24 protein-coding genes and 2 pseudogenes are annotated in these 24,736 nt (G+C 61.6%); 22 read left to right on the top strand and 4 right to left on the bottom strand.

Annotation, left to right across the window (positions count from 1 at the left end):
* Positions 1-138: 138 nt before the first annotated feature.
* Both DTPSY_RS11020 and DTPSY_RS11015 read right to left on the bottom strand, forming a co-directional pair.
* Positions 139-1,542, bottom strand: a complete 1,404-nt coding sequence (locus DTPSY_RS11020; RefSeq protein WP_015913650.1) for a heavy metal sensor histidine kinase — start codon at positions 1,540-1,542, stop codon at positions 139-141.
* The gene (locus DTPSY_RS11015; RefSeq protein WP_015913649.1) at positions 1,543-2,226 is read right to left on the bottom strand and encodes a heavy metal response regulator transcription factor; all 684 of its coding nucleotides are present in this window, start codon (positions 2,224-2,226) and stop codon (positions 1,543-1,545) included. It lies immediately after the preceding gene.
* A gap of 155 nt (positions 2,227-2,381) precedes the next feature.
* On the opposite strand from DTPSY_RS11015, the gene DTPSY_RS11010 reads away from it, so the two are divergent.
* From DTPSY_RS11010 to DTPSY_RS18165, 21 genes and pseudogenes are all read left to right on the top strand, one after another.
* Positions 2,382-2,717, top strand: a complete 336-nt coding sequence (locus DTPSY_RS11010; protein WP_041839040.1) for a hypothetical protein — start codon at positions 2,382-2,384, stop codon at positions 2,715-2,717.
* Positions 2,714-4,144 (top strand): TolC family protein, encoded by a 1,431-nt coding sequence (locus tag DTPSY_RS11005; RefSeq protein ID WP_015913647.1) that lies wholly within the window; start codon positions 2,714-2,716, stop codon positions 4,142-4,144. The genes DTPSY_RS11010 and DTPSY_RS11005 overlap by 4 nt, the downstream gene beginning before the upstream one ends.
* 16 nt (positions 4,145-4,160) lie before the next feature.
* On the top strand, positions 4,161-5,573 hold the full coding sequence (locus DTPSY_RS11000; protein WP_015913646.1) for a multicopper oxidase family protein: 1,413 nt from the start codon (positions 4,161-4,163) through the stop codon (positions 5,571-5,573).
* Positions 5,574-5,607: 34 nt separating this feature from the next.
* Complete coding sequence (locus DTPSY_RS10995; RefSeq protein ID WP_015913645.1) at positions 5,608-6,102, top strand: cupredoxin domain-containing protein; 495 nt, start codon at positions 5,608-5,610, stop codon at positions 6,100-6,102.
* A 59-nt stretch (positions 6,103-6,161) separates the two neighbouring features.
* Positions 6,162-6,506 carry a copper-binding protein gene (locus DTPSY_RS10990; RefSeq protein ID WP_015913644.1) on the top strand — a complete coding sequence of 115 codons (345 nt, stop codon included), beginning with the start codon at positions 6,162-6,164 and terminating at the stop codon, positions 6,504-6,506.
* A 72-nt stretch (positions 6,507-6,578) separates the two neighbouring features.
* Positions 6,579-7,058 carry a hypothetical protein gene (locus DTPSY_RS10985; protein WP_015913643.1) on the top strand — a complete coding sequence of 160 codons (480 nt, stop codon included), beginning with the start codon at positions 6,579-6,581 and terminating at the stop codon, positions 7,056-7,058.
* 10 nt (positions 7,059-7,068) lie between these two features.
* Positions 7,069-7,365 (top strand): DUF2933 domain-containing protein, encoded by a 297-nt coding sequence (locus DTPSY_RS18170; RefSeq protein ID WP_015913642.1) that lies wholly within the window; start codon positions 7,069-7,071, stop codon positions 7,363-7,365.
* A complete protein-coding gene (locus DTPSY_RS10975; RefSeq protein ID WP_015913641.1) occupies positions 7,352-7,999 on the top strand; it encodes a methyltransferase family protein in 648 nt (215 codons plus the stop codon). Before DTPSY_RS18170 ends, DTPSY_RS10975 begins: the two co-directional genes overlap by 14 nt.
* A 55-nt stretch (positions 8,000-8,054) precedes the next feature.
* Positions 8,055-8,555, top strand: coding sequence for a c-type cytochrome (locus DTPSY_RS10970; RefSeq protein ID WP_015913640.1), 501 nt, complete (start codon positions 8,055-8,057; stop codon positions 8,553-8,555).
* 109 nt (positions 8,556-8,664) lie between these two features.
* Positions 8,665-11,007, top strand: a complete 2,343-nt coding sequence (locus DTPSY_RS10965) for a copper-transporting P-type ATPase (RefSeq protein ID WP_015913639.1) — start codon at positions 8,665-8,667, stop codon at positions 11,005-11,007.
* Positions 11,008-11,027: 20 nt separating this feature from the next.
* Positions 11,028-12,935: a DUF3141 domain-containing protein gene (locus tag DTPSY_RS10960; RefSeq protein ID WP_015913638.1), complete on the top strand. Its 1,908-nt coding sequence runs from the start codon at positions 11,028-11,030 to the stop codon at positions 12,933-12,935.
* Between the two features lie 36 nt (positions 12,936-12,971).
* On the top strand, positions 12,972-14,018 hold the full coding sequence (locus DTPSY_RS10955) for a YVTN family beta-propeller repeat protein (protein ID WP_015913637.1): 1,047 nt from the start codon (positions 12,972-12,974) through the stop codon (positions 14,016-14,018).
* Between the two features lie 402 nt (positions 14,019-14,420).
* A complete protein-coding gene (locus DTPSY_RS18560) occupies positions 14,421-14,591 on the top strand; it encodes a hypothetical protein (protein WP_187148631.1) in 171 nt (56 codons plus the stop codon).
* The gene (locus DTPSY_RS10950) at positions 14,588-15,868 is read left to right on the top strand and encodes an MgtC/SapB family protein (protein ID WP_015913635.1); all 1,281 of its coding nucleotides are present in this window, start codon (positions 14,588-14,590) and stop codon (positions 15,866-15,868) included. Before DTPSY_RS18560 ends, DTPSY_RS10950 begins: the two co-directional genes overlap by 4 nt.
* A 55-nt stretch (positions 15,869-15,923) precedes the next feature.
* Positions 15,924-16,172, top strand: coding sequence for a DUF2789 domain-containing protein (locus tag DTPSY_RS10945; protein WP_015913634.1), 249 nt, complete (start codon positions 15,924-15,926; stop codon positions 16,170-16,172).
* Entirely contained in the window at positions 16,169-17,443 is a 1,275-nt protein-coding gene (locus DTPSY_RS10940) for a TolC family protein (protein ID WP_015913633.1), read from the top strand. Before DTPSY_RS10945 ends, DTPSY_RS10940 begins: the two co-directional genes overlap by 4 nt.
* Positions 17,440-19,053: an efflux RND transporter periplasmic adaptor subunit gene (locus DTPSY_RS10935; RefSeq protein WP_015913632.1), complete on the top strand. Its 1,614-nt coding sequence runs from the start codon at positions 17,440-17,442 to the stop codon at positions 19,051-19,053. Before DTPSY_RS10940 ends, DTPSY_RS10935 begins: the two co-directional genes overlap by 4 nt.
* A gap of 15 nt (positions 19,054-19,068) precedes the next feature.
* Positions 19,069-22,200, top strand: coding sequence for an efflux RND transporter permease subunit (locus DTPSY_RS10930; RefSeq protein ID WP_013722699.1), 3,132 nt, complete (start codon positions 19,069-19,071; stop codon positions 22,198-22,200).
* 6 nt (positions 22,201-22,206) lie between these two features.
* Positions 22,207-22,506 (top strand): annotated as a pseudogene (locus DTPSY_RS18825) (DDE-type integrase/transposase/recombinase); the annotation flags it as partial.
* An 83-nt stretch (positions 22,507-22,589) separates the two neighbouring features.
* Positions 22,590-22,874: a hypothetical protein gene (locus DTPSY_RS10920; protein ID WP_015913631.1), complete on the top strand. Its 285-nt coding sequence runs from the start codon at positions 22,590-22,592 to the stop codon at positions 22,872-22,874.
* A gap of 12 nt (positions 22,875-22,886) precedes the next feature.
* Positions 22,887-23,030: pseudogene (locus tag DTPSY_RS18165) on the top strand (ATP-binding protein); the annotation flags it as partial.
* A gap of 350 nt (positions 23,031-23,380) precedes the next feature.
* Here DTPSY_RS18165 and DTPSY_RS18155 read toward each other — a convergent pair.
* Positions 23,381-23,554: a hypothetical protein gene (locus DTPSY_RS18155; RefSeq protein WP_238526529.1), complete on the bottom strand. Its 174-nt coding sequence runs from the start codon at positions 23,552-23,554 to the stop codon at positions 23,381-23,383.
* 14 nt (positions 23,555-23,568) lie between these two features.
* On the bottom strand, positions 23,569-23,760 hold the full coding sequence (traL, locus tag DTPSY_RS10910) for a type IV conjugative transfer system protein TraL (RefSeq protein ID WP_286119630.1): 192 nt from the start codon (positions 23,758-23,760) through the stop codon (positions 23,569-23,571).
* 50 nt (positions 23,761-23,810) lie between these two features.
* Here traL and DTPSY_RS10905 point away from each other — a divergent pair, with 50 nt between their 5' ends.
* On the top strand, positions 23,811-24,722 hold the full coding sequence (locus DTPSY_RS10905) for an AbiJ-NTD4 domain-containing protein (RefSeq protein ID WP_013722627.1): 912 nt from the start codon (positions 23,811-23,813) through the stop codon (positions 24,720-24,722).
* Positions 24,723-24,736: the final 14 nt, after the last annotated feature.

Below are 24,736 nucleotides of genomic sequence, written 5' to 3'. Positions count from 1 at the left end.
TCCTTTTTGGAGTCTCTGAGGTTTACATCTCCGGCGCTTTGGTGCAGCGCTGAGGAGATGAGCTCATGGTAGAAACCCCTATCCAACAAAACCGAGACAGCCGGATGACAACTCCGACAGCTTTCGTTGCGGCCAGCGTCAGGCGTGGGTCGCGTGATGCGGAAACACCAGGGCAAAGCATGTACGCCCATGGGATGAGGTGACGGTGACGCAGCCGCCGTGGGCTTCGGCAATGGCACGGGTGATGGCCAGTCCCAGCCCGCTGCCCTCGGAGTCGGGATGCGCCCTGGCGGGATCGGCCCGGTAGAAGCGGTCGAACAGCCGCGGCAGCATCTTGGGGTCGATCTCGGAGCCCGTGTTCACCACGGACACCACCGTGGAATCCGCGGTGTCCGCAATGTGGACCGTGATAGTCCCGGCTTCAGGCGTGTAGCGCAGTGCGTTGGACAGCAGATTGCTGACGGCGCGGCGAAACATCAGTCGATCGCCCTCCATGTCGCCATCGCCCTCCAGTCGCAACCGGATGCGCTTTTCTTCCGCGACGGCTTCATAGAACTCCAGCAAGGCCAACGCGTCCTGGCGGGCCGAAAACCGTTCCTTGTGGGGGAGATCCACGCCGCGCTCGGTCTTGGCTAGAAAGAGCATGTCGGCCACCATGCGTGCCAGGCGCTGGAACTCCTCGGCATTGGAGGCCAGGATATCCCGGTAGGTCGCCGCGTCGCGCTTGCTGGCCAGGGCCACCTGGGTTTGCGTCAGCAAATTGCTGATAGGGGTGCGCAGCTCATGTGCCAGGTCCGAGGAAAAATCGGTCAGGCGCTGAAAATCCTCTTGCAACCGGTCCAGCATGCGGTTGAGCTCTTGCGCCAAATCGGCCATCTCCACCGGCACGGCCTGCACGGGCATGCGTTCGCTCAGCTTCTGACTGGTGACCGCGGCCGCGCGGGACCGCATCTCGCGCAGCGGGGCCAGTCCCTGGCGCGCAGCGAGCCAGGACAGGAAGCCGCACACGACGATGGCTGCGGCCACATAGAGGGCCAGATCGCGCCGCAGGTCTCGCAAAAACTGCGCGTGGTGATCCGTATCGGTCGCAATCAGCACGCGCAGCGTCGTCTGTGAATAGGCCGGCGCGGCCTCGAAACGCAAGGTGTGAAAAATGCTGCCACCGAGCTTCCAGGTGCCAAACGACTCGCTTCCCCTAGCAGGCCCTGTCGGCGCGCTCTGCGCATCCGGGGGGAATCCTTGTGATTGGAAGACAAGCTCTCCCTGCGCATCCTTGACCAGGGCGTAGAGGCCATGGTGGTAGCCCAAGGCATCGCCCAGGCGCCAACGCGCATCCTGCTTCGAATCGGCATTCCGCAGGACTTCCTCGATCAAATGCTGCTTGTCTCGCAGCGCGATGCGATCGAGCGTCACGAAATGCCGTCCGGTTTCGACCAGAAACAAGACACCCAGGCCGAGCACGACCGTAGCGGCCACCACGGTGAAGAAAAGGGTCAGGCGCTGGGTCAGCGGGAGCCTGCCCCAACGGGAGCGTGACAGCACTCAGGCCTCCTCGGGCAGATCCAGCACATAGCCCATGCCGCGCACGGTCTGGATGAGCTTGACCGGATGGCCTTCATCAATCTTCACGCGCAGGCGGCGCATGGCGACTTCGATGACGTTGGTGTCGCTGTCGAAGTTCATGTCCCATACCTGCGATGCGATGAGCGAGCGCGGCAACACCTCGCCATGGCGGCGCATCAGCAGCTCCAGCAGGCCAAATTCCTTGGCCGTCAGGTCCACGCGCCGGCCATTGCGGGACACCCGGCGGCGCAGCAGATCGAGCTCCAGATCGGCTACGCGCAGTGTCGTGCCTTCGCTGCCGGCATGGCCGCGCCGCAGAATGATGCGCACCCTGGCCAGCAGTTCGGCAAACGAAAACGGCTTGACCAGATAGTCATCGGCCCCCAGCTCCAGGCCCTTGACACGGTCCTCTACCTGGTCGCGGGCGGTCAGGAACAGCACGGGCATTTCCAGGCCCCGGTCACGCAGGGACTGCAGCACCTGCCAGCCGTTCAGGCCCGGCAGCATGACATCCAGAATCACCAAGTCGTACTGGCCATGGATGGCCATGTGCAGTCCATCCCCGCCATTGGGCACCAGGTCGCAGCTGTAGCCCGCCTCGCTCAACCCCTGGCGCAGGTAGGCCCCGGTCTTGGGCTCGTCCTCGACGATCAATATCTTCACGCGTGCTCCTTTGGTGTGCTGGTGCGAGAGTGTGCCGAGTTGGAGGCTTCCTGGCATGGAGATAACAAAAATGTAATTTTCAGAACACCAGGATGAAAGGATGGAAATTCAAAAATCTCCCCATCGTGAAATTTGACATTTATCAAGAGGAGCCCATGGCCATTTCCCACCCATTGCCATCGCCCAGGGCGCTCATGCCATGGGCATTGGCCTTGCTTGCCACGGCAGCCTTCGCGCAACCGCCGGTGGACGCCGAGGCCTCCAAGACCGTACCGCCGACGCAGTTGCAATACTCGTCCGCCATCGGCGGCTACCAGGCCTATACGGATCAGCCGGTCCAGTCCTGGCAACAGGCCAATGACAAGGTGGGCGGGATTGGCGGCTGGCGCGCCTATGCCAAGGAAATCAAGACGGGCGTGCCCGCGTCCGCTCAGGATGCGGCGCCTGCGAACGACCCACACACCGGTCATCACGGCGGAGGCAAGCCATGATGCGTTTGCGAGCCACACATGCCAAGCTGGCGCTGTCCGCAATCGGCCTCGCGGTGCTGACGGGCTGCGCCAGCGTCAGCCTGGACCAGAGCATCACGCGTGTGAATGACGAGGCGGGCAGCTTCACTGGGGGCCAGCTCGCCTTGGCTAGTACCCAGGATGAGCACAACCAGCGTGCACAGGCGGCTCAAACCTTGCTTGCGCAGCCTCTGGGACAGAAGGAAGCCGTCCAATTGGCGTTGGTGAACAGCCCGTCTTTGCAGGTGTTGTTGGCGCAAGGCTGGGCGGATTCCGCCGGTGCCGCGCAAGTGGGCCGGATTGCCAACCCCATCTTCAGTTTTGAGCGCATGACGGCGAGCCCAGAACTGGAGCTGGCTCGGGCGCTTTCCTTTGGCCTCATGGACTTGCTGACGCTGCCGTCGCGGCACGGCATCGCCAATCGGTTGATTGAGCAATCCCACCTGCGTTTGAGCGGCGATGTCGTGGATCAGGTCACGCTGGTGCGCCAGGCTTGGGTGCGTGCGGTTGTTGCACAGCAATCGCTCCAGTATGCCAAGCAGGTCTATGCCAGTGCCGAGGCTGGAGCTGAGCTGGCCAAACGCATGCAAGCCGTGGGGAACTTCAACCGCATCACCCGCGCACGCGAGCAAGCCTTCTACGCCGACGCGGCCACCCGGCTGAGCACGGCCCAGCACCAAGTCACCGCCAGCCGAGAGGAGCTGGTGCGTTTGCTTGGGCTGGATGAAGGACAGGCGCAGACGCTCAAGCTGCCCGAACGCTTGCCTGATCTGCCCAAGCAGCCACTGGATCCGCAGCAAGTTGGCTCACAGGCCACCCGTGCGCGTCTGGATATACGCCTGGCGCAGTCTGCAATGGATGCGGCCGCCAAGGCACAGGGCTTGAACATGGTGACCAGCTTCACCGATATCGAGCTCACCGGGCGGCGCAATACGACCTTCGACAATGCCGAAGGCACCCGCTCCACCGCGCGCGGCTGGGAGATCGCGGTACGCCTGCCCATCTTTGATTGGGGGGGAATGCAGCGCTCGGCGATGAACGCACGTACCCTGGTGGCGGCTAACCAGCTCGAAGCTACGGTGCGCTCCGCGGGTTCCAACCTGCGTGAAAGCTACTCCGCCTACCGCACCGCCTACGACGTGGCGCGCCACTACCGCGATGAAGTCGTGCCGCTGCGCAAGGTGATCTCGGAAGAAAACCAGCTGCGCTACAACGGCATGCTGATCAGCACCTTCGAGCTGCTGGCCGATGCGCGTGACCAGGTCGGCGCCGTCGCCGCCGCCATGGATGCGCAGCAGCAGTTCTGGCTGGCCGATGCCGCCTTGCAGGCATCCGTGATCGGACGCCCCACCAGTACCCGTTTGTCCGCCACATCCAGTGCGCCCACCGGCGGCGATGCCGGCCATTGATACAGAGACGATTGCAATGACATCCAGAAGAGATTTTTTCAAGTTCGCCGGTATTGCCGGTGGGGCCGTGGCTGCCAGTTCGGTCAGCCGCGTGGCCATGGCGGCCTTGCCTGAACCGGTGATCCAGTCCAGCCCGGACACCATGGCGCCGCTCGTGCCCAATTCCGGTCGACCGTACAACCCTGTGGTGACACTCAACGGCTGGACCCTGCCGTGGCGCATGAACCAGGGCGTCAAGGAATTTCACTTGGTGGCCGAGCCCGTGGTACGTGAGATGGCGCCGGGCATGAAAGCCCACCTGTGGGGCTACAACGGCCAGAGCCCGGGCCCCACGATCGAGGTGGTGGAGGGTGATCGGGTGCGCATCTTCGTCACCAACAAGCTCCCCGAGCACACCAGCATCCACTGGCATGGCCAGCGCCTGCCCAATGGTATGGATGGCGTTGCCGGTTTGAATCAACCTGCCATCCAGCCTGGTGAAACCTTTGTCTATGAGTTTGTAGCGCGTCGCCCCGGTACCTTCATGTACCACCCGCATGCGGACGAGATGGTGCAGATGGCCATGGGCATGATGGGTTTCTGGGTCACGCACCCGAAGGCCAGGCATCCCCTGATCGACGAGGTGCACCGGGACTTCTGCTTCCTGCTCAGCGCCTATGACATCGAGCCAGGGGCAGCAACGCCCAAGGTCGCGGAAATGACGAACTTCAATATGTGGACATGGAACAGCCGCATCTTCCCAGGCATCGATTCATTGAATGTCCGCCTCAATGACAAGGTTCGCATCCGCATCGGCAACCTCACCATGACCAACCATCCGATGCATGTGCATGGCCATGAGTTTGTTGTCACGGGCACCGATGGCGGCCCCACGCCCAAGAGCACGCGCTGGCCCGAGGTGACCACCGACGTGGCCGTGGGCCAGATGCGCCAGATCGAGTTCCTGGCCGACGAGGAGGGCGATTGGGCGTTTCACTGCCACAAGAGCCACCACACCATGAACGCCATGGGACACGACGTGCCTACGCTCATCGGCGTGGACCACAGCGGGCTGGCCAAGAAGATCAACAACCTCATCCCGGATTACATGGCCATGGGCGAGCGCGGTATGGCGGACATGGCCGAGATGGAAATGCCCATCCCGGACAACACCATCCCCATGATGACCGGCCAGGGGCCGTTCGGCTCTGTGGAAATGGGCGGTATGTTCAGCGTGCTCAAGGTGCGCCGCGATCAGAAGCACGGCGACTACAAAGACCCAGGATGGTTCAAGCACCCAGAAGGCACCGTGGCGCGAAAGTACACCGGTCCCATCGCGGAGCCAGCGCGCTTCAGTGCCGAAGGCGGGCAGTCCATGCCGCGTGTTCGCAAGCCTGCAGCACCGACCGAAGTGAATGTACGCAAGCCGACATCACAAGGCGGGCATTGAGTTTTCTCTTTAATTTTTGAACTGGAGTTCATCCATGAAATTCACCCGATTCACCGTTTCTCAATGCATCGCCGTGGTCGCGCTTGCCGCATCGGGGGCCGCGTTCGCCAGCGGCAGCCATACGGGCGGCCACGGCCATGATGGGGACGAAACGGCCATCGGCAAGCCCGGCGTGGCCGCCAAGGCCAGCCGCACCATCGCTATCGAAATGAGCGACAACATGCGCTACACGCCGTCGAACATCCAGGTCAAACAGGGCGAGACCGTGCGTTTCATCGTCAAGAACGCCGGGCAGGTCAAACACGAACTCAGCCTGGGCACCGAGAAGGAGTTGCTGGAGCACCTGGAGCAGATGAAGAAATTCCCCGACATGGAACATGACGAGCCAAGCAAGGTCACGTTGCAGCCTGGCAAGCAAGGCGAGATCGTCTGGCAGTTCACCAAGGCAGGTGCCGTGAACTTTGCATGCCTGATGCCGGGGCACTACGAAGCGGGCATGAAGGGCGCCATCAAAGTCGGCCGCAAGTGATGGCCTGAAACCAGCGCGCCAGCCCACAGATAGATCCATCCATTCATAAAGAGGACACCATGAACACCATCAAAAACATTCTTGCCATCTCCACTCTTGCCATGGGCATCGCCATGCCCGTCAGCAGCTTTGCTCAAGCGACGATGGATCACGGCAAGATGACGATGTCCCAAGCATCGGACGCCATGACCGACGGCGAGGTCAAGAAGATCGACGCGGACAACGGCAAAGTCACCCTCAAGCATGGGGAGATCAAGAACCTGGACATGCCCGGCATGACCATGGTCTTCACGGTCCGCGACAAGGGCCAGCTCGCCAAGCTCAAGCCCGGCGACAAGGTGCAGTTCGTGGTCGTCCAGGAAGGCGGGAAGATGATCGTCACCGACATCCAGCCCGTGCGCTGAGCAAAGGCACAACCGCACCATGCCGCCGGACGCGGCAACCCGAGTCCACTCTCACTGCAGGAAGGAAGCATCATGATTCACATTCGCCACTCTCTGATCGGCCTCTGCATCGCCGCCGCCTCCGTGGGCGTGTTGGCACAAGGCACGGACGAGCACAAAGATCACCACCCTGCTGACGCTGCCGCCCCTGCGGCAACCGCCGCGCCAGCGCCCGCCGCGGCACAGCCATCACCGGGCCGGGCCATGGGTTCGGGCGGCATGGACCAGCAAATGCAGGCCATGCAGGCCATGCACGAGAAGATGGCCGCCGCCAAGACGCCCCAAGAGCGCCAGGCATTGATGGCCGAACACATGAAGACCATGCAGGACGGCATGCGCATGATGGAGTCGATGCGCGGGAAGATGGCTTCGGGCATGCCATCCACCGGCATGGCAGGTATGCAACACGACCCGCAGATAATGGAAAAGCGCATGTCCATGATGGAGTCGATGATGCAGATGATGATGGATCGAATGTCCATGCCGCAAACCTCGACTCCCAGCACCAAGTGAGGAGAGCGCCATGACCCATGACCATGCATCCCATCCGCAAAGCGAGCAGCCCGGCGGATTCTGGCGCTCGCGCTATGCCCTAGGCCTGCTCGTTTTCGGTGCCGTCGCCGGCTACTTTCTGTGGACCGAGCACCGCGCCCACCTGGCGCAATGGTGGCCCTATGCCATTTTGCTGGCCTGCCCGCTTATGCATGTCTTCATGCACAGGGGCCATGGTGGCCACGGCGGGCACGGTGGTGGTTCCGGGGTGTCCGAACAGGGCGCGGGACAAGATTCCAAGAGGAGCTCAGGCCATGGAGCACGCTGAACCGTCGTATGGCCTGTGGACCCTGGTGGTGCTCAACGTGGCGATCTTCGTCATGTTCGCCTTCAGCTTCTTCAAGCCGGCGAGCGCGCGCGATTGGCGCAGTTTCGGGGCGTTCACGGCCTTCATCGTTGCGCTGTTCGTGGAGATGTACGGCTTCCCGCTGACCATCTACGTCCTGTCGGGCTGGCTGGGACAGAGGTTCCCCGGTGTGGACCTGCTGAACCACAACGCCGGCCATCTGCTGGAGCTGCTGTTCGGCTGGGGCGGTGACCCGCACCTGGGACCCTTCCACATTCTCAGCTACCTGTTTATTGGCGGCGGCTTCTGGCTGCTGGCAGCGGCCTGGCCTGTGCTCTACGAGGCCCAGCGGCAAGGGCGACTGGCGCACACCGGTGTTTATGCCAGGATTCGGCATCCGCAGTACATCGCCTTCGTCCTGATCATGTTCGGCTTTCTTTTGCAATGGCCGACACTGCTGACGCTGTTGATGTTCCCGGTACTGGTGGTGATGTACGCCCGCCTGGCGCGCAACGAGGAACGGGAAAGCGCACGCCATTTTGGACGGGCTTGGGAGGAGTATGCGCAGCACGTGCCACGTTTCATCCCGCGTTGGGGTGCAAGGGCGCAGCCTTGAGTCATGCATCGGACGACAAGAAAATGGCTGTGAACATGAAATTGGGGAGGCAGCGATGACCTTGAAACCGTTGGCCCTGTGGGCTGCGGGATTGCTGGCCGCCCTGTTGGTCGCAGGGGCGGGTTACTTCTCCCTGCGCGCCACCGACCGGCCAGCGGCGGCGCAGCACAGCCTGCGTCCTGATGATCCCCAGGTGCTGCGCATCGGTGAGCGCATTTACGCGCAGCAGTGTGCGGCTTGCCATGGCGCCAAGGGCGAGGGCCAGGCCGACTGGCGGGAGCCCGGCGCCGATGGCCTTCTGCCGGCGCCGCCGCACGATCCCAGCGGTCACACCTGGCACCATCCCGACGAGCAGCTGTTCGCCATCACCAAGCAGGGCCTCGCGCAGTTGATCAATCAACCCGACTACCGCACGGCCATGCCCATCTATGGCGGCGTGCTGAGCGACGACGAGATCGTGGCCGTACTGTCCTGGATCAAGGCGCAATGGCCGCCCGAGATAAGGCAGCGCCACGATGAGATCAATGTCCAGTACCGCAAGTCCTTGTCCCGATAGCCGACCGGGCGCCGGACGGTGCGGGCCGGATGCGTCCGCCAGGAAAGCTGCTTGACCTTTCCATGATGGCAAGGTCAAGAATTGATCCAACTTCAAGAAAGGCATGGGTATGAACCATCACTCGCATCACCACGGCCACGCCGACGGCGAACAGGTTCCGGTGCGTACCATCTATACCTGCCCCATGCACCCGGAGGTGCGCCAAGACCATCCGGGGCGTTGCCCCAAATGCCAGATGCACCTGGTGCCTGAGGACGAGGTGCACGTGGGCCACCATCACTCGCATGGGCATGGCGGAGGCGAGGGCCAGTCATTGCCAGAGCCCGTTGCCGCGCCGGTAGCGGCGGTGCCCGCTGGCACCATCTACACCTGCCCCATGCATCCCGAAGTGCAGCAGGATCATCCCGGCACCTGTCCCAAATGCGGCATGACGCTGGAGCCCATCATTCCCCTGGACGAGGAAGACAACCATGAGTTGAAGGATTTTGAGCGGCGCTTCTGGTGGACACTGCCCTTCACGTTCATCGTCACCATTCTTGCAATGTTCGGCCACCGCCTGGGATGGTTTGACATGAAAGTGCAAACCTGGCTGGAACTGGCGCTGTCCCTGCCTGTCGTTTTGTGGACTGGCTGGCCATTCTTTGTCCGCGGCTGGCAATCCCTCGTCCTTCGCAGCCCCAACATGTGGACCTTGATTGGTCTGGGTACGGGCGCGGCCTTTCTCTATAGCCTGGTGGCCACGGTGGCACCGGGCGTGTTCCCGGATTCGTTCGTCTCCATGGGGCGTGTGGCTGTGTACTATGAGGCGGCCGTGGTCATCATCTCGCTGACCATGCTGGGCCAGATCATCGAGTTGAAGGCCCGTTCGCAAACCTCTGCGGCGATCAAGGCTCTGCTCGGTTTGGCGCCCAAGACCGCACGCCGCATCAATGCGGACGGCAGCGAAGAAGACGTACCGCTGAAACATGTGCACGTCGGGGACCTGCTGCGCATTCGCCCCGGCGAGAAAGTGCCGGTCGATGGCATCGTGACCGAGGGCAGCAGCGCTGTCGATGAGTCCATGCTGACGGGTGAACCTGTGCCGGTGACCAAACGCCTTGGTGACAATGTCATTGGTGCCACGATGAACACCAGTGGTGCCTTGGTGATGCGCTCCGAGAAAGTCGGTGCGGCCACCATGCTGTCGCAGATTGTTCAGATGGTGGCCAATGCCCAGCGCTCGAAGGCGCCCATGCAGCGCATGGCAGATGTGGTGGCAGGAAAATTTGTTCTCGTGGTGGTGCTCATCGCCATTGCTACCTTTTTTGTCTGGGGTTTGTTCGGTCCGGAACCTAGTTGGGTGTTTGGCTTGATCAACGCAGTGGCCGTGCTGATCATCGCCTGCCCGTGTGCGCTGGGGCTGGCTACGCCCATGTCGGTGATGGTTGCCACGGGTCGAGCCGCGACTCAAGGTGTGCTGTTCCGCGATGCTGGCGCCATCGAGAAAATGCGCGAGGTGGACACGCTGATTGTGGACAAGACCGGCACGCTCACGGAAGGCAAACCCGCCTTCGACACCGCAGTCGGTGCCGCCGGCTATACCGCGGACGAAGTGTTGCGCCTGGCAGCCAGCTTGGACCAAGGCAGCGAACATCCCTTGGCGGAGGCCGTCGTCAGCGCAGCACGCGCCAAGGGCCTGGAACTGATCAAGCCGCTAGATTTCGAATCCGGCAGCGGCATTGGCGTGCGCGGCATCGTCGATGGGAAGCATCTGGTGCTGGGCAACACCGCATTGATGCAGCAGGAGGGCGTGGCCACTGATGCGCTCAAGGTAGATGGCGAGCGTCTGCGCAGTGAAGGCGCCAGCGTGATGCATCTGGCCGTGGACAGACAACTGGCTGGCATCCTGGCCGTGACCGATCCCATCAAGGCCACCACCTTGGAAGCCATTAAGACTTTGCACGCCAGCGGTTTGCGCATCGTGATGGCAACTGGCGATGGTCTGACCACCGCCAAGGCCGTGAGTGCAAAACTGGGCATCGACGAGGTGCATGGCGAAGTCAAGCCCGCAGACAAGCTGGCGCTCGTGGAACGGCTCCAGAAAGAGGGCCACATTGTCGCCATGGCCGGCGATGGCATCAACGATGCGCCTGCGTTGGCAAAGGCCGATGTCGGCGTGGCCATGGGCACCGGGACAGATGTGGCCATGAACAGCGGCCAGGTCACGCTGGTCAAGGGCGACTTGCGCGGAATCACTGCGGCGCGTGACATCTCCACCGACACCGTGCGCAACATGCGCCAGAACCTGCTGTTCGCCTTCGTTTACAACGGCATTGGGGTGCCGATTGCGGCAGGTGTTCTGTATCCGTTCACGGGGTGGTTGTTGTCCCCGCTGATCGCTGCGCTGGCCATGAGCTTGAGCTCGGTGTCGGTGATTGGCAATGCGCTGCGTTTGCGGCGCGGCAAGAAATGAGGCCGTAGTCCGGAGGAATGATGAAAGCCCCCACGCCAACACCAAAACCTCAGTCCTCTCCAAGCGCCAGGCCGCGAAGGGGGAAAGCAGCGATACAAAGGGTGCAACGCCTGGCGGAGGATCTGCAACCGGCCGTCCTGGACCATTCCGAGGAGTTGACGAAGCCTGCGGCACAGGAGACGTCCAGTGGCATGAAAGGAGCAACCGACGCACTGTCGGCGCAGGACTTTTTTGACTACCAGCGGGACTTCTTCGAACGCTCCATTGCTTTCTGGGACACGCTTCGCCAACGCGCGAACAATATGCTGGAGCACGAGCGAGCCGGGTTGCCGCCGCTTCTGGACTTCAAGTATGAAACGCTGCTGGACGCGCGCATCTTCGAGCGGCCAGTCAACTATGCACTGCTGCGCATCACCGAAATCGACGAGCATTGCTGGGACGACTGCGTCGATCCTGACAAACCTCCAGTCATTGTTGTCGATCCACGCGCCGGCCATGGCCCCGGCATTGGCGGCTTCAAGCGTGACTCTGAAGTCGGAATGGCCATGCGTGAGGGCCACCCGGTCTATTTCGTCATCTTCTTTCCCGAGCCGGCCCTGGGGCAGACCCTGGCAGACGTGTTGCATGTGCTGCGGCGTTTCGTCGAAGAAGTGGCCCAACGCCATCCTGGCAAGCCTCCTGTACTCTACGGCAACTGTCAGGCCGGGTGGGCGGTCACACTGCTGTCCGCCGACTGCGCTGGTCTGGTTGGACCGGTGGTACTCAATGGCTCGCCTTTGTCGTATTGGGCTGGCGAGCCCGGTGTCAATCCGATGCGTCTTTCCGGGGGGCTCCTGGGTGGCAGCTGGTTGGCGCATCTGACGGCCGACCTGGGCAATGGCCGTTTCGACGGGGCCTGGCTGGCGCAGAATTTCGAGAACCTCAAACCAGAAAAGGCGATTTGGGAGAAGTACGCCCAACTCTTCACCAACGTTGACACTGAGCAGGGACGCTTTCTGGACTTTGAACGCTGGTGGAACGGCTTTTATTTCCTGAGCCGGGAAGAGGTCCTCGCGATCGTTGAGAACCTGTTCATCGGCAACCAGCTGGAACAGGGCCTTTTCAAGATTTGCCAGGGGTGCACTGCGGACCTGAGGCGGATCAGGAATCCCATCGTCATCTTTGCTTCCTACGGCGACAACATCACGCCACCGCACCAGGCGCTTGGATGGATTCCGGCCGTCTACCAAGACACCGATGATCTCCAGCAGGCCGGGCAGCGCATTGTCTACCTCACGAACCCGCACGTCGGCCATCTCGGCATTTTTGTGTCCGCCGGAGTCGCTCGCCTGGAGCACCGGGCCATCCTGGAGAGCCTGGCCGACATTGAAGCGCTGGCACCGGGCCTCTACGAAATGAAGATCGACAACCCGTCGGCTGACCCGGACTGCCATAAGCCGTCCTACAGCATCCGCTTCGAACCCCGTGAGGTGGGAGACCTGAAAACCGATTACCCGCAAGAAGCTTTTGAGCGCGTGAAACAGGTCTCGACATTCAACGAGACACTTTATCGGGCATTCGTCAGTCCCTGGGCGCAATCGCTTTCTACACCCTGGACAGCCGAATTGCTCAAGTGGCTTCATCCAATGCGCAGCAGTAGGTATATGTTTTCAGAAACATTCAATCCCTGGATGAGAGGGGTCAGCATGCTGGCCGAACCGCTCGCCAGGAGCCGACAACCGCTGGCTCCGCATCACCCATTGATCGAGCGCGAGCGTGAAGCGGCAGAACAAGTAACCCAGGCGCTGGGACGACTTCGCGAAGGCCGCGACGCTGCGATCGAGCAAGCGTTTCGTCTGATGTTTCAAAGTCCTGACGTGCTCTTGAGCGTCCTGGGGACGATGGGCAAAACCGGAGACGGTAGTGCGGGGCGCCACAAAGCGGACTGAGCCCTGATCGAGGGGCATTTTTCACCAAGGATTGACATGATGACAAGAAGAAACAATGGGCTTGTGACAGCGGTGCAGATCGGCCTGCTGGCCTGGTCCGGAACCACCTTGGCCGCCGATCAGGTCTATGTGGCCAACGAGGGTGCTGACACGGTCAGCGTGCTCGATGCGGCATCCTTGAAAACGCTGGCGAGCGTGCGCGTCGGCAAGATGCCTCACAACGTGCAAGTCTCCCCCGACGGAAAGCTTGTGTGGGTGACCAACAACGGCGAGCCTGGTCAGGCGGTTGACGCTTCTGTGCACAAGGGCATGGCCCAGGGCGATCACGCTGTGATGGAAACAGGTGGCGCGGTCTGGGCCATCGACAGCGCGACCAACGAAGTCGTCGCCAAGGTGCCGGTGGGCATGCACCCAGCCCATGTGGTGGTGTCACCCGACGGCCGCCTGGCCTACGTAACCAATGGCGGCGACAACACGGTCAGTGTGATAGACACAACGGCGCGGAGCCTCGTGGCGACAATTTCGGTCGGCCAGTTTCCGCATGGTCTGCGTTTCAGCCCGGATGGCAAGGAGGTCTACGTTGCCAATCTTAAAGGTGGCACAGTATCGGTCATCGACACCGCCAGCCAGAAGGAGGTGGCGCAGGTGCCGGCCGGAAAGGGGCCGGCCCAGACTGGCTTCACGCCCGACGGCCGTTTGGCCTTTGCCTCGCTGTCTGGCGAAAACGCCATTGCCGTGATCGACCCAGCAACGCGCAAGGTGATTCGCAAGGTTGCTGTAGGAACGGTGCCGATCCAGCTGTACGCCACACCTGATTCGCGCACGCTCCTGGTGGCCAACCAGGGAACGCGCAAAAAGCCAGGCCGCACTGTCAGCATGATCGACCTGGGGAGTTTCAAGGTCGCCAAGACAGTCGTGACTGGCGCCGGAGCCCATGGCGTGGCGGTCGACCGCGAAGGCCGATACGCCTACGTTACCAACATGTACGCCAATTCGGTTTCCTTGCTCGATGTGAAAAACCATCAGGTCGTGAAAACCGTTCCGGTGAACAAGACTCCCAACGGTATCAGTGTGACGCCTTAACGGTTTTTCCGTCGTGTGCAGCCGCGAGGAGTGAGCACTAAACCCTGGAGTAACGCCGCGAATTCACCAAAACATGGCGTTTTTGATCTTCTTTTTCGCATCGACGTCGAGTTCGTCCTTGACGCGGCCACGATGGACCCAGGGGGAAAAGTGGTGAGACAGGCGACCTGCAGGCACCGGTTTTACTGCTTTGGCCAGTCTTTTGTAACACCATGGACCAGACCCATAGGGCCATAAAACGTCAACGTTCATTGGTGGCCGATATGCCACGTTCAAAGAAGCACATGACAAAGATGTAATTTTTGAAACATCTTGACGTCAGCTTTAAGCTCGCAGAATGCATAGCGTGCATTCACACAAAGTAGGCGGATGCCCATGCGAAATGCAATAACCTGAAATTCCGTGACCGAGGGTTCGATGCTGCGTGAGGAACTTGTGCTGAACGTGGATTGGGCCGAAGCGGTGGCGCTGTTCAATGCCGACGCGCGTCATCCCTATGGTGCGGTCGTGTTGCCTGGCATGCGCAAGGTCGTGCATGCGGCGACGAAGGCCGTCAACGGAGAATCCCGATGAACAGTTACGAACTACCACCGGGCGCCCCGGGCTTGGTTGCCGCGCTTGCTGTCGGTCTGGTGATTGGCCTGGAACGCGGCTGGCACGAGCGCGAATTGCCAGAGGGAGGGCGTGTTGCAGGTTTACGCACCTTTGCACTGACCGGACTGCTCGGCGGTGTGCTGGGGCATCTGCAGCCTGTTTTCGGCGCTTGGCCTTTGCTGGGTGCGCTGCTCGGACTCTCCTTGCTGCTGACGGTGTCCTACGCCCGAAATGCCAAACTGACGGGCAACCTGAGCGCGACTACCCCGGTGGCGATGCTCCTTACTTTGGCCCTGGGCGCCTTTGCGGCACACGGCAACATCACCTTGGCATTGTCGGCAGCGGTGGTGAGTGCTGTGTTGCTGGACCTCAAGCCGACCCTGCACGGTTGGTTGCGCTGGATCGATCACCGCGAGTTGACTGCATCGTTGCAGTTGCTGGTGTTGTCCACGGTCATCCTGCCCTACCTGCCGAACACGGGTCTGGGACCCTATGCCGCGCTCAATCCGTACCAGCTTTGGTGGGCCGTCATCCTGATTGCAGGCCTGTCGCTGACGGGGCACTTCGCCATGCGGATCACCGGTGCGCAAAGGGGTGTGCTGTGGACCGGGATTCTGGGAGGGCTGGCCTCTTCCACGGCTGCCACGATGGCTTTGGCCCGCTATGCCCGTGCGCAGCCTTCGCTGGCCGGCGCGGCGGCGGCCGGCACGTTGGCCTCGTGTGGCGTCATGTTTTTTCGCATGGTCATTCTGCTGGGCGTCATCCAGCCGAAGCTGGTGTCCAGCTTCGGCAGCGCCCTGGTAGTCACTGGCGTGGTTTTGCTGTGTATTGCGCTATGGCGGTGGCGCAAAGTGGATCGCACTGCAGTGGAGGAGGGCGCTGTCGGCGCGATGGCGCCATTCGACCTTGGCACCGCGCTCGGTTTTGGTGTGCTGCTCGCTGTCATGAGTGTCCTGGTGCCTGCGGCAAAGCAGTGGCTGGATACCAGCGGCCTCTATGTTTTGTCGGCGGTGTCGGGCCTGGCGGACGTGGATGCGATCTTGATCTCGCTTGCTCGGCTGTATGGCTCTGGAGGATTGTCAACGGTGGCCACTGTCACGGCGCTCGGTCTTGCGACGTTGGCAAACATGTTGACCAAGGCCGGCATCGCCTGGACGACTGGTGGGACGCAGGTCGGTAAGTCCGTGGTGTCCGGATACCTGGTCGCGATGGCTTGCGGAGCGATCGTCTTGGCGCTGAGCCTGACGCTTTCGTGAGCTCCACCGGCCATGTCTTCGGAATTTTTGTGTTTGAAAAATAGGTACCACCGCTATGGAAAAATCATTTCATCGATTCTCTGAACTGTTTGCCCAGCTTGGGCTGCGCAGGGACGCGGCAGGCATTGGGGAGTTCTTGGAGGCCCACGCTCCGCTGCCGGCCGATGTGCTGCTGGCCGATGCGCCATTCTGGACGCCAGCTCAGGCGACACTGTTGCGTGAAGAGCTTCTGGAAGACGCGGACTGGGCAGAAGTCATTGACCAGTTGAATGCCGCCTTGCGTGCACCAAGGGGCAGGTCATGATGTCGATGAAGAATCGCCTGTCATTGGGGGTGGTACTGGTGTCTCTTGCGCTGAGTTCGATGGTTTACGCGCAGGAGCTCAAGCTAGGGTCGAGTGTCGAAGGCTTGCTGCAAGCGGCCAGGGAGCGAAACCCCGAGATCGCCAGCATGCGTTTTGATGCGGATGCAGCAGCAGAGCGCGTCGTGCCTGCGGGCGCCTTGCCGGACCCCAAATTCAGAACCGAGCTGCGCGACATCACGCGCATGGGCGAACAAAACCCCACCTTGCTGCCGGGGCGCGTCGGAAGCACCCGCTACCTGCTGATGCAGGATTTTCCCTGGGTGGGTAAACGCGGTCTGAAGCGCGAGGTGGCTGAGTCGCAAGCAGAAGCTGCGAGACACCGTGCAACAGGCACCTGGGTTGACTTGGCTGGCAAGATCAAGACAACCTATGCCGAGCTCTATTACCTGGACCAGAACGAGCGTTTGTCGCGGGAAATTCTCGACCTGATGGCGCAGCTGGAAAAAGTGGCCCAGGTCCGCTACGCGGGTGGGCTTGCTGCGCAACAGGACGTGATCCGTGCGCAGGTGGAACAGTCCACCATGCGCAACGAACTGATCGCACTGGATGCTGAGCGCCGCCAACTCCAGTCCAGGTTGAATGCTCTCGTGGGGCGTCCGACCTCGGAGCCTTTGGCTGCACCCGGGCAGATCCGTGCATTGCCATCGCTGGAACAAGTCAGCTTCGCGGCGCTGGAAGGGCGTGCCCGACTCAACAATCCATTGTTGCGTACGGAGGAATCCCAGATCAGGGCTGCCGAGAAGAGCCGCGAGTTGACCTACAAGAACCGCTATCCCGACTTCAACGTCGGTATCTCTCCGATTCAGTACAGAGGGTCGGTCAAAGAGTGGGAATTGATGGTGGAGATGAACATCCCCCTGCAGCAAGACTCGCGGCGCGCCCAGGAGCGGGAGGCCGAGGCGATGTTGGCCGCAGCGCGCTCACGCCAGGAAGTCGTCTCGAATCAAATCCTGGCAGACCTTTACGCCAACGTGGCGGCTTTCGAGTCTGCCCGGCGTTCTCTGGCGCTCACCACGGACAGCCTTTTGCCGCAATCCGAGTTGACCTTGCGTTCGGCGCTGGCCGGATACCAGACAGGCAAGGTGGATTTTGCAACCTTGCTGGACGCGCAGCGCCAGATTCGCCAAACCAAATTGAACCAGATCAAAGCCGCGGTGGAAGCGCAGAAGCGCCTTGCCACCATTGAAAGCATCGTGGGAGAAGAACAATGACAACAGGTTTCAAGACCGGTGTACTCCTGGCTATCGTCGCCGCAGGGTTGGCGGCGGGCGGTGGCTATTGGATGGGGCAGCGCCAATCCGAAGCCCAAAGCGGTGACCAGACTGCGTCGCCAGGCGCTTCTACCGTTGCCGCCAAGAAGGAGCGCAAGGTACTTTTCTACCGTAACCCGATGGGGCTGCCCGACACATCTCCCACACCGAAAAAAGATTCGATGGGGATGGATTACATCCCGGTCTATGAGGGGGAGCAGGAAGAAGCAGAAACCAATTCCAACCAAATTCGCATCAGTACCGAAAAGATTCAGAAACTCGGCGTGCGCACCGAGGCGGTAAGTCTGCGTTCTCTGGACAAGGTGGTACGTGCCGCCGGCCGCATCGAACCAGACGAGCGCCAGACCTTCACCATCGCTGCCAAATTTGAGGGCTACGTCGAGCGTTTGCATGTCAACGTCACGGGACAGGCGGTGAGCAAAGGGCAACCACTGTTCGAGGTCTACAGTCCCGAACTGGTGTCCGCTCAGCGCGAGTACGCCATCGCGGCACAGGGTGTCGATGCGTTGAAGGGGGCCTCCGGAGAGGCACAGCGTGGCATGCGTGAGCTGGCCGACTCCAGCCTGGCGCGGCTTCGCAATTGGGACATCTCGGACGAGCAAGTCAAGGCCCTGGCCAAATCCGGCGAATCACGCCGCACGCTGACATTCCGCTCACCGGTGGCGGGGATCATCACCGACAAGAAGGCCGTCCAAGGCATGCGCTTCATGCCGGGTGAGATGCTCTATCAGGTTGCGAACCTGTCCTCGGTCTGGGTCATCGCGGATGTCTTCGAGCAAGACATCGGATTGGTCAAGTTGGGGGGAAAAGCCAAGGTGCAAATCAATGCCTACCCAGACAAGATGTTTCAGGGGGCGGTCAGCTATGTGTACCCCACCCTGAAGCCTGAAACCCGAACGGTGCAGGTGCGCGTCGATTTGTCGAACACGGGGGGCTTGCTCAAGCCGGGCATGTTTGCCCAGGTGGAGCTTCCGACCGCCAGCAAGGGCACTGTTTTGACAGTGCCGACTTCGGCTGTGATTGACAGCGGCACGCGCCAGATTGTCCTGGTGCAACTCAAGGAAGGCCGATTCGAACCTCGCGATGTCAAAGTGGGCGCACGCAGCGACGACCGCGTTGAAGTGATCGAAGGCGTACGCGAGGGAGAACAGGTGGTCATCGCTGCCAATTTCCTGATCGATGCAGAAAGCAACCTCAAGGCGGCCGTGGGGGGCTTTGGGCACTCCTCACATGGAACTAAGCCGGGCGCACAAGGCACCCCGGATCTGATTAAGCCTGCTGCCTCCGTCGGACATCAGGGTGAAGGCAAGGTGGAGGAGTTTGATGCCAAGGCCGGCACGGTCACTATTGCCCATGGCTCCATACCTACCCTCAAATGGCCCGCGATGTCTATGGAGTTCAGGGTCTCCAACAACGGGCTGCTGGAGGGCATCAAGCCTGGCGCATTGGTCGCCTTCGAGTTTGTTGAGCGTGGACAGGGCGAATGGGTGATCACCTCCGTGAAACCCGTGGGCAGCGCGGCTGCCAATGCGCACACCGGCCATAACTGACCGTCAGGGAACACCATGCTCGCGAAGATCATTGACTGGTCGGGGAACAACCGTTTTCTGGTTCTGCTTGCTACGCTTTTTGTCATTGCCGGGGGGGTGTTCGCGGTACTGCGAACACCGCTGGACGCGCTGCCGGACTTGTCCGACGTGCAGGTCATCGTCTACACCGAATACCCTGGACAAGCGCCCCAGGTGGTCGAGGACCAGGTCACCTATCCGTTGACCACATCCATGCTGTCGGTGCCCAAGTCCAAAGTGGTGCGAGGTTTTTCGTACTTTGGAGCGTCCTTCGTTTACATCATCTTTGAGGATGGCACAGACATCTATTGGGCACGTTCGCGCGTGCTGGAATACCTCAACTTCGCTTCCAGCCGAATGCCCAAGGGTGTCACGCCGCAAATCGGCCCTGACGCCACCGGCGTGGGTTGGGTCTACCAGTACGCGTTGCTTGCCAAGGACAAGACGCTGGCCGAGTTGCGCACATTGCAGGATTGGTATCTGCGCTATCAGTTGACCAAGGCACATGGCGTGGCCGAGGTGGCATCCATTGGTGGCTTTGTCCAAACCTACCAGGTCACCGTCGATCCGGTAAAACTGCGGGCCTACGGCATTCCGTTGGCCAAGGTGTCGCAGGTTATTCGCGATTCCAATCGTGACGTCGGAGGCCGCGTCGTGGAGATGGCCGAGACGGAATACATGGTGCGCGGCAAAGGCTATTTGCGCGGTGTTGCGGACATTGAAAATCTGGTCGTCAAGGCCGAGAAGGGCACGCCCGTATTGATTCGAGATATTGCCCGCGTCGAAATCGCTCCCGACGAAAGGCGTGGTCTTACCGAGCTCAATGGGGAGGGCGAGGTGGTCTCGGGCATCGCCATGGCCCGCTATGGCCAGAACGCCCTGGAGGTCATCCATAACCTGAAGGAGAAGATCGCCGAGGTTTCGACCGGCCTGCCCGAGGGCGTGACCATCGAGGCGGTGTACGACCGCTCCGACCTGATTCATCGAGCCATCGATACGCTCAAGCGCACGCTGCTGGAGGAAAGCGTGATCGTTGCCTTGGTCTGCATGGTCTTTCTGATGCACATGCGATCAGCCCTCGTGGCTATCTTGATGTTGCCCGTGGGGGTGCTGATCTCCTTCATCGCGATGCGCATGCTGGGCATGAATTCCAACCTGATGAGTCTGGGTGGTATCGCCATTGCGATCGGGGCCATGGTAGATGCGGCCATCGTCATGATCGAGAACGCCCATAAGCACTTGGAGAGACTCCCGCCCGAGCACGACGGCAAGCAGCGAGCGCAAGCCATGCTCACGGCCTGCAAGGAGGTCGGCCCGGCACTGTTCTTCTCGCTGCTCATCATCACCGTGTCGTTTCTGCCCGTGTTCACGCTGGAATCACAGGAAGGACGCATGTTCTCGCCGCTGGCCTTCACCAAGACCTTCTCGATGGCGGGCGCGGCACTGCTGTCGGTGACGCTGGTGCCGGTGCTCATGATGATTTTCATTCGCGGGCGCATCATGCCGGAGTCACGTAACCCGGTGAACCGGTTCCTGATCTGGGCCTACCGGCCCATCATTGCCGCTGTGATGCGCTGGAAGAAAGTGACCATTGCTATTGCCCTGATCGTGCTTGGGGTGTCGTTCTATCCGGCCAGCAAGCTAGGGTCGGAGTTCATGCCGACACTCAATGAAGGCACCTTGCTCTACATGCCCGCTTCGCTGCCCGGCATGTCGATCACCAAAGCCGCCGAGTTGCTGCAGACGCAAAACAAGATCATCAAGAGCTTTCCGGAGGTGGAATCGGTCTACGGCAAGGCAGGGCGAGCCAACACGGCCACCGACCCCGCACCGACGGAAATGTTCGAGACGGTCATCAATCTCAAGCCTGAGTCAGCGTGGCGATCTGGCATGACCACCGACAAATTGATTGCCGAGATGGACAAGGCACTGCAATTTCCGGGAGTCTCCAATGCCTGGACCATGCCCATCAAGGCGCGCATCGACATGCTGTCCACCGGCATCCGCACGCCCATTGGAATCAAGGTTTTTGGCAAGGACCTGGACGAGATGGAACGCCTGGCGCGGGAGATCGAGACCGTGGTGAAAGCGGTTCCAGGCACGACCTCGGCATTCGCGGAGCGGATCACAGGCGGTTTCTACCTCAACATCGAGCCTGACCGCACTCAGTTGGCACGCTACGGTCTGGCGGTGGGCGATCTGCAGGACGTCATCGGTACGGCGCTTGGCGGGGACATGGTGACCACCACGGTCGAGGGGCGAGAGCGTTTTGGCGTGACGGTTCGCTACCCACGCGAGCTGCGGTCTGATCCCCAGCAGATCGCTCGCGAGGTCCTGGTGCCGACCATGGATGGAGCCATGGTGCCGCTGGGCCAGGTCGCGCGCGTGGAGGTGGCCAAGGGCGCACCGGGCATCCGTACCGAAAATGGATTGCTGTCAGCCTACATCTTTGTGGACATCCGAGATCGTGACATCGGAGGCTACGTCGCCGAGGCGCGCAAAGCAGTGAACGAGCAGGTCAAATTCCCGCCAGGCTACTACGCCACATGGAGTGGTCAGTTTGAATCCATGGAACGAGCTATCGAGAAGATGAAACTCGTTGTGCCGGTAACGTTGTTGCTCATCTTCTTGCTGCTGTACCTGAATTTCCGGCGCCTGACGGAGACACTGATCGTCATGCTGTCGGTGCCGTTCGCGCTGGTCGGCGGAGTCTGGCTGATGTGGTGGCTTGGCTACAACCTCTCCGTCGCGGTTGCGGTGGGCTTCATCGCCCTGGCCGGGGTGGCCGCTGAAACCGGGGTCGTCATGCTGATCTACCTGGACCACGCCTGGGAAGAGATCAAGGAGAAACGCCGCACTGAGGGGAAAGAGCCAGGAGTTGCTGACCTTTATGAGGCAGTCATGGAGGGCGCCGTCGAACGGGTTCGTCCCAAGATGATGACGGTCGTTGCCATCATGGCGGGCCTGCTGCCCATCATGTGGGGGACCGGCACCGGCTCGGAAGTGATGAGTCGCATTGCCGCACCGATGGTCGGTGGCATGATTTCCTCGACCGTACTGACACTGGCCGTGATCCCTGCGCTTTACGCTCTCGTCAAGCAAGTTGAACTTCGAAGAAGGCGAGCTTGATGCGATTGGCCTCGCATGCACAAGAAACTGCTCGCCCGTGGCATCCGGGTGGGCAGGGAACGTGTGCGCCGCCTGATGCAGCAGCACGGCATCCGGGCCAAGACCCGGCGCAAATTCGTGGTGACCACGGACAGCCGCCACAGCCTGCCGGTGGCCCCGGACCTGGTGCAACGACGTTTCAATCCTGATGCACCCGACCAGCTCTGGTATGGCGACATCACCTACATCGCCACCGACGAAGGTTGGGTGTACTTGGCGGCGGTCATCGACCTGTTCAGCCGCCAAGTGGTGGGCTGGAGCATGCAGGGCGCACAACGAGGCCGCCGTCAAGGCACTTTGTTCCCCCCACGCAGCTCAAGCCCCCTGTTTCGCATACCAAAGGAATCATCATGAACAAGCTGATCTACCCCCTCGTCGGCGCGCTGATGCTGGGCGCCACCTTACCGGTCCTGGCCGGCCCTGACTTTCAGGCCATCGAGCAAGGGCGCAAGGCCGGGCAGGAGGCCGAGGCCACGCGCACGCGAGAGGCCGCCGAGGCCGCCAAAGCCGGCCGTGGCGACTGCCCGCCCCAGCCCTTGATCCTGCCGCTTGACCATGGTCCGCGGGCCCTGACTACGCCCTACCTGAACCAGCTGCGCAACCCCAGGCCAATGTGCTTCGCTACGACCAATTGAGGGAGGTGCGCTATGCGTCATGACCCTGCCATCGCTTCCATCGTGATCATGCTGCGCGAGCTCAAGATGCACGGCATGGCCCAGGCGGTTGCGGAACTGGCCGAGCAAGGTGCGCCGGCCTTCGACGCAGCACAGCCCATCCTGTCCCAACTGCTCGCGGTCCTTGTTGACCCGGCTCTGTGCCTCGCGCTCGGTCTCGTACTGGGCAAGCTTGCGTCCCGCCGTGCCGACCCACTGATCCACCGGATTGACCTGGCCGCCTGGCGGCATCACGCCGATGTTGGTGACGTCGCCGGGCTGGGGCTGGGCCGCGCGGCCGCTGTGCGGCTTGGCGTCGCTTCCCGCGAAGCTGAAGATCATCCACAGCAGGCCGATGCCGCCGCCCAGGATGGCGGCCAGCAGCGCGTACTGGCGCTGGCGCGGCGATAGCCGTTCCAGCCAGCCGCGCACGGCGTGGCTGGATGGCCGTCCGGTTCCGGACGGCCCCGAAGGCATGGAAGGAGTGCTCATCGTGAGCCTCCTCGCCGGATCACATAGACGCTGCGCACCGTGCCGAGCAGGTTGAGGATGATGGCGAGCGCGAGGAAGAGGCCCGCAGCCAGGGCACCGACGGCCAGGCCCAGGCCCCGGTTGCGCCGGCGCATGTCCTTGAGGTCGCCGCTGAGCCGATCGAAGTCCATGGTGCTTCTCCGGTTCAGCCGACCATGCGGCGGATGTGCGATGGCGGCGTGGCGCGCATGGCGGTGGCGGGATTGACCGGCAGGTGCCAGTACAGCCAGTGCAGCGCGAAGGCCGGGTGCTTGTCCGCCTTCAGGCGGGCGATCCAGCGTGAGACAGCGATACCGGCCGCCATGCAGACCGCGAACGCGGCCTTGCTGGCCGACAGGTATCCGCTGGAGAGGGCGGGGCGCAGACGCCGATGACCAAGGATGTTCTATGAGTGACTACTTCAGCGACCGCGAACTGGGTCCCAAAGCCAGGGCCGAGCAGGAGATGGGCCCTGTGACCTGGGCTGGTATCGCGGCGCTCGCGGCTTCATTGGCCAATAGCGGGGCCTTTGGGGCGAGCTATCCGGAGCGGTGCCCCGATGGGCAGGTCATCTGCGGCAACGAGATATCCGATCTGAAAAGTGCGATCGAAGCTGAACTCCACGGCTTGACATGGCCACTGCAGACCGACCGAATCGATGAGGAAAGCTTCATTCGCACCAGCGAGCCCTGGGCGCCTTCGACCTTGGTGGCGCTGGACTTCGTGGAGTTTGTGTGGCGCAAGGTGGCGCTGCCTGTCGTTGGCTGGCATCACGACTATCACCGACACCACCACCTCACGTTCGACATCGAGGCGGGGCGTGCGGCATTCCGTTCGGACGTGAACCGGATCCTGGCTCGCAATGGCATGGCCTATGAACTGGGAGAGGACGGTGCGATGCGGCGCTTGTTGCCGGCCGTGCTCGGGGAAGCCCTGGTGCGGACCTACTTCAGAACCGGGGATCGGACGCTGGACGTGATGCTGGAGGAGAGCCGGACGAAGTTCTCGGACCCGGACCCCTTGATTCGGCGTGAAGCGCTTGAGCGGCTGTTTGATGCCTGGGAGCGCATCAAGTCCCTGGCCGATGCCCACAAGGCCAAGTCGGCTCAGCTCATCCTGGACAGGAGCGCTTCCGAGCCCGCGTTTCGCGAGGTTCTTGAGAAGGAGGCGCGCGAGCTGACGCAGATCGGCAACGGCCATCTGTTGCGCCACCATGAGCGCAACCAGACACCGGTGATCGATGTCGACCATGTGGACTACCTGTACCACCGGTTGTTCGCGCTGGTCGAGTTGGTCATCCGCCGGAACTCGCCTCGCTAGGAGGCCGGTCGACG

It is taken from the genome of [Acidovorax] ebreus TPSY (assembly GCF_000022305.1).
GTDB classification, from domain to species: Bacteria; Pseudomonadota; Gammaproteobacteria; order Burkholderiales; family Burkholderiaceae_C; genus Diaphorobacter; species Diaphorobacter nitroreducens.
The sequence above is the reverse complement of the archived record's forward strand: the minus strand, read 5'-3'. Positions and strand labels throughout refer to the sequence as shown.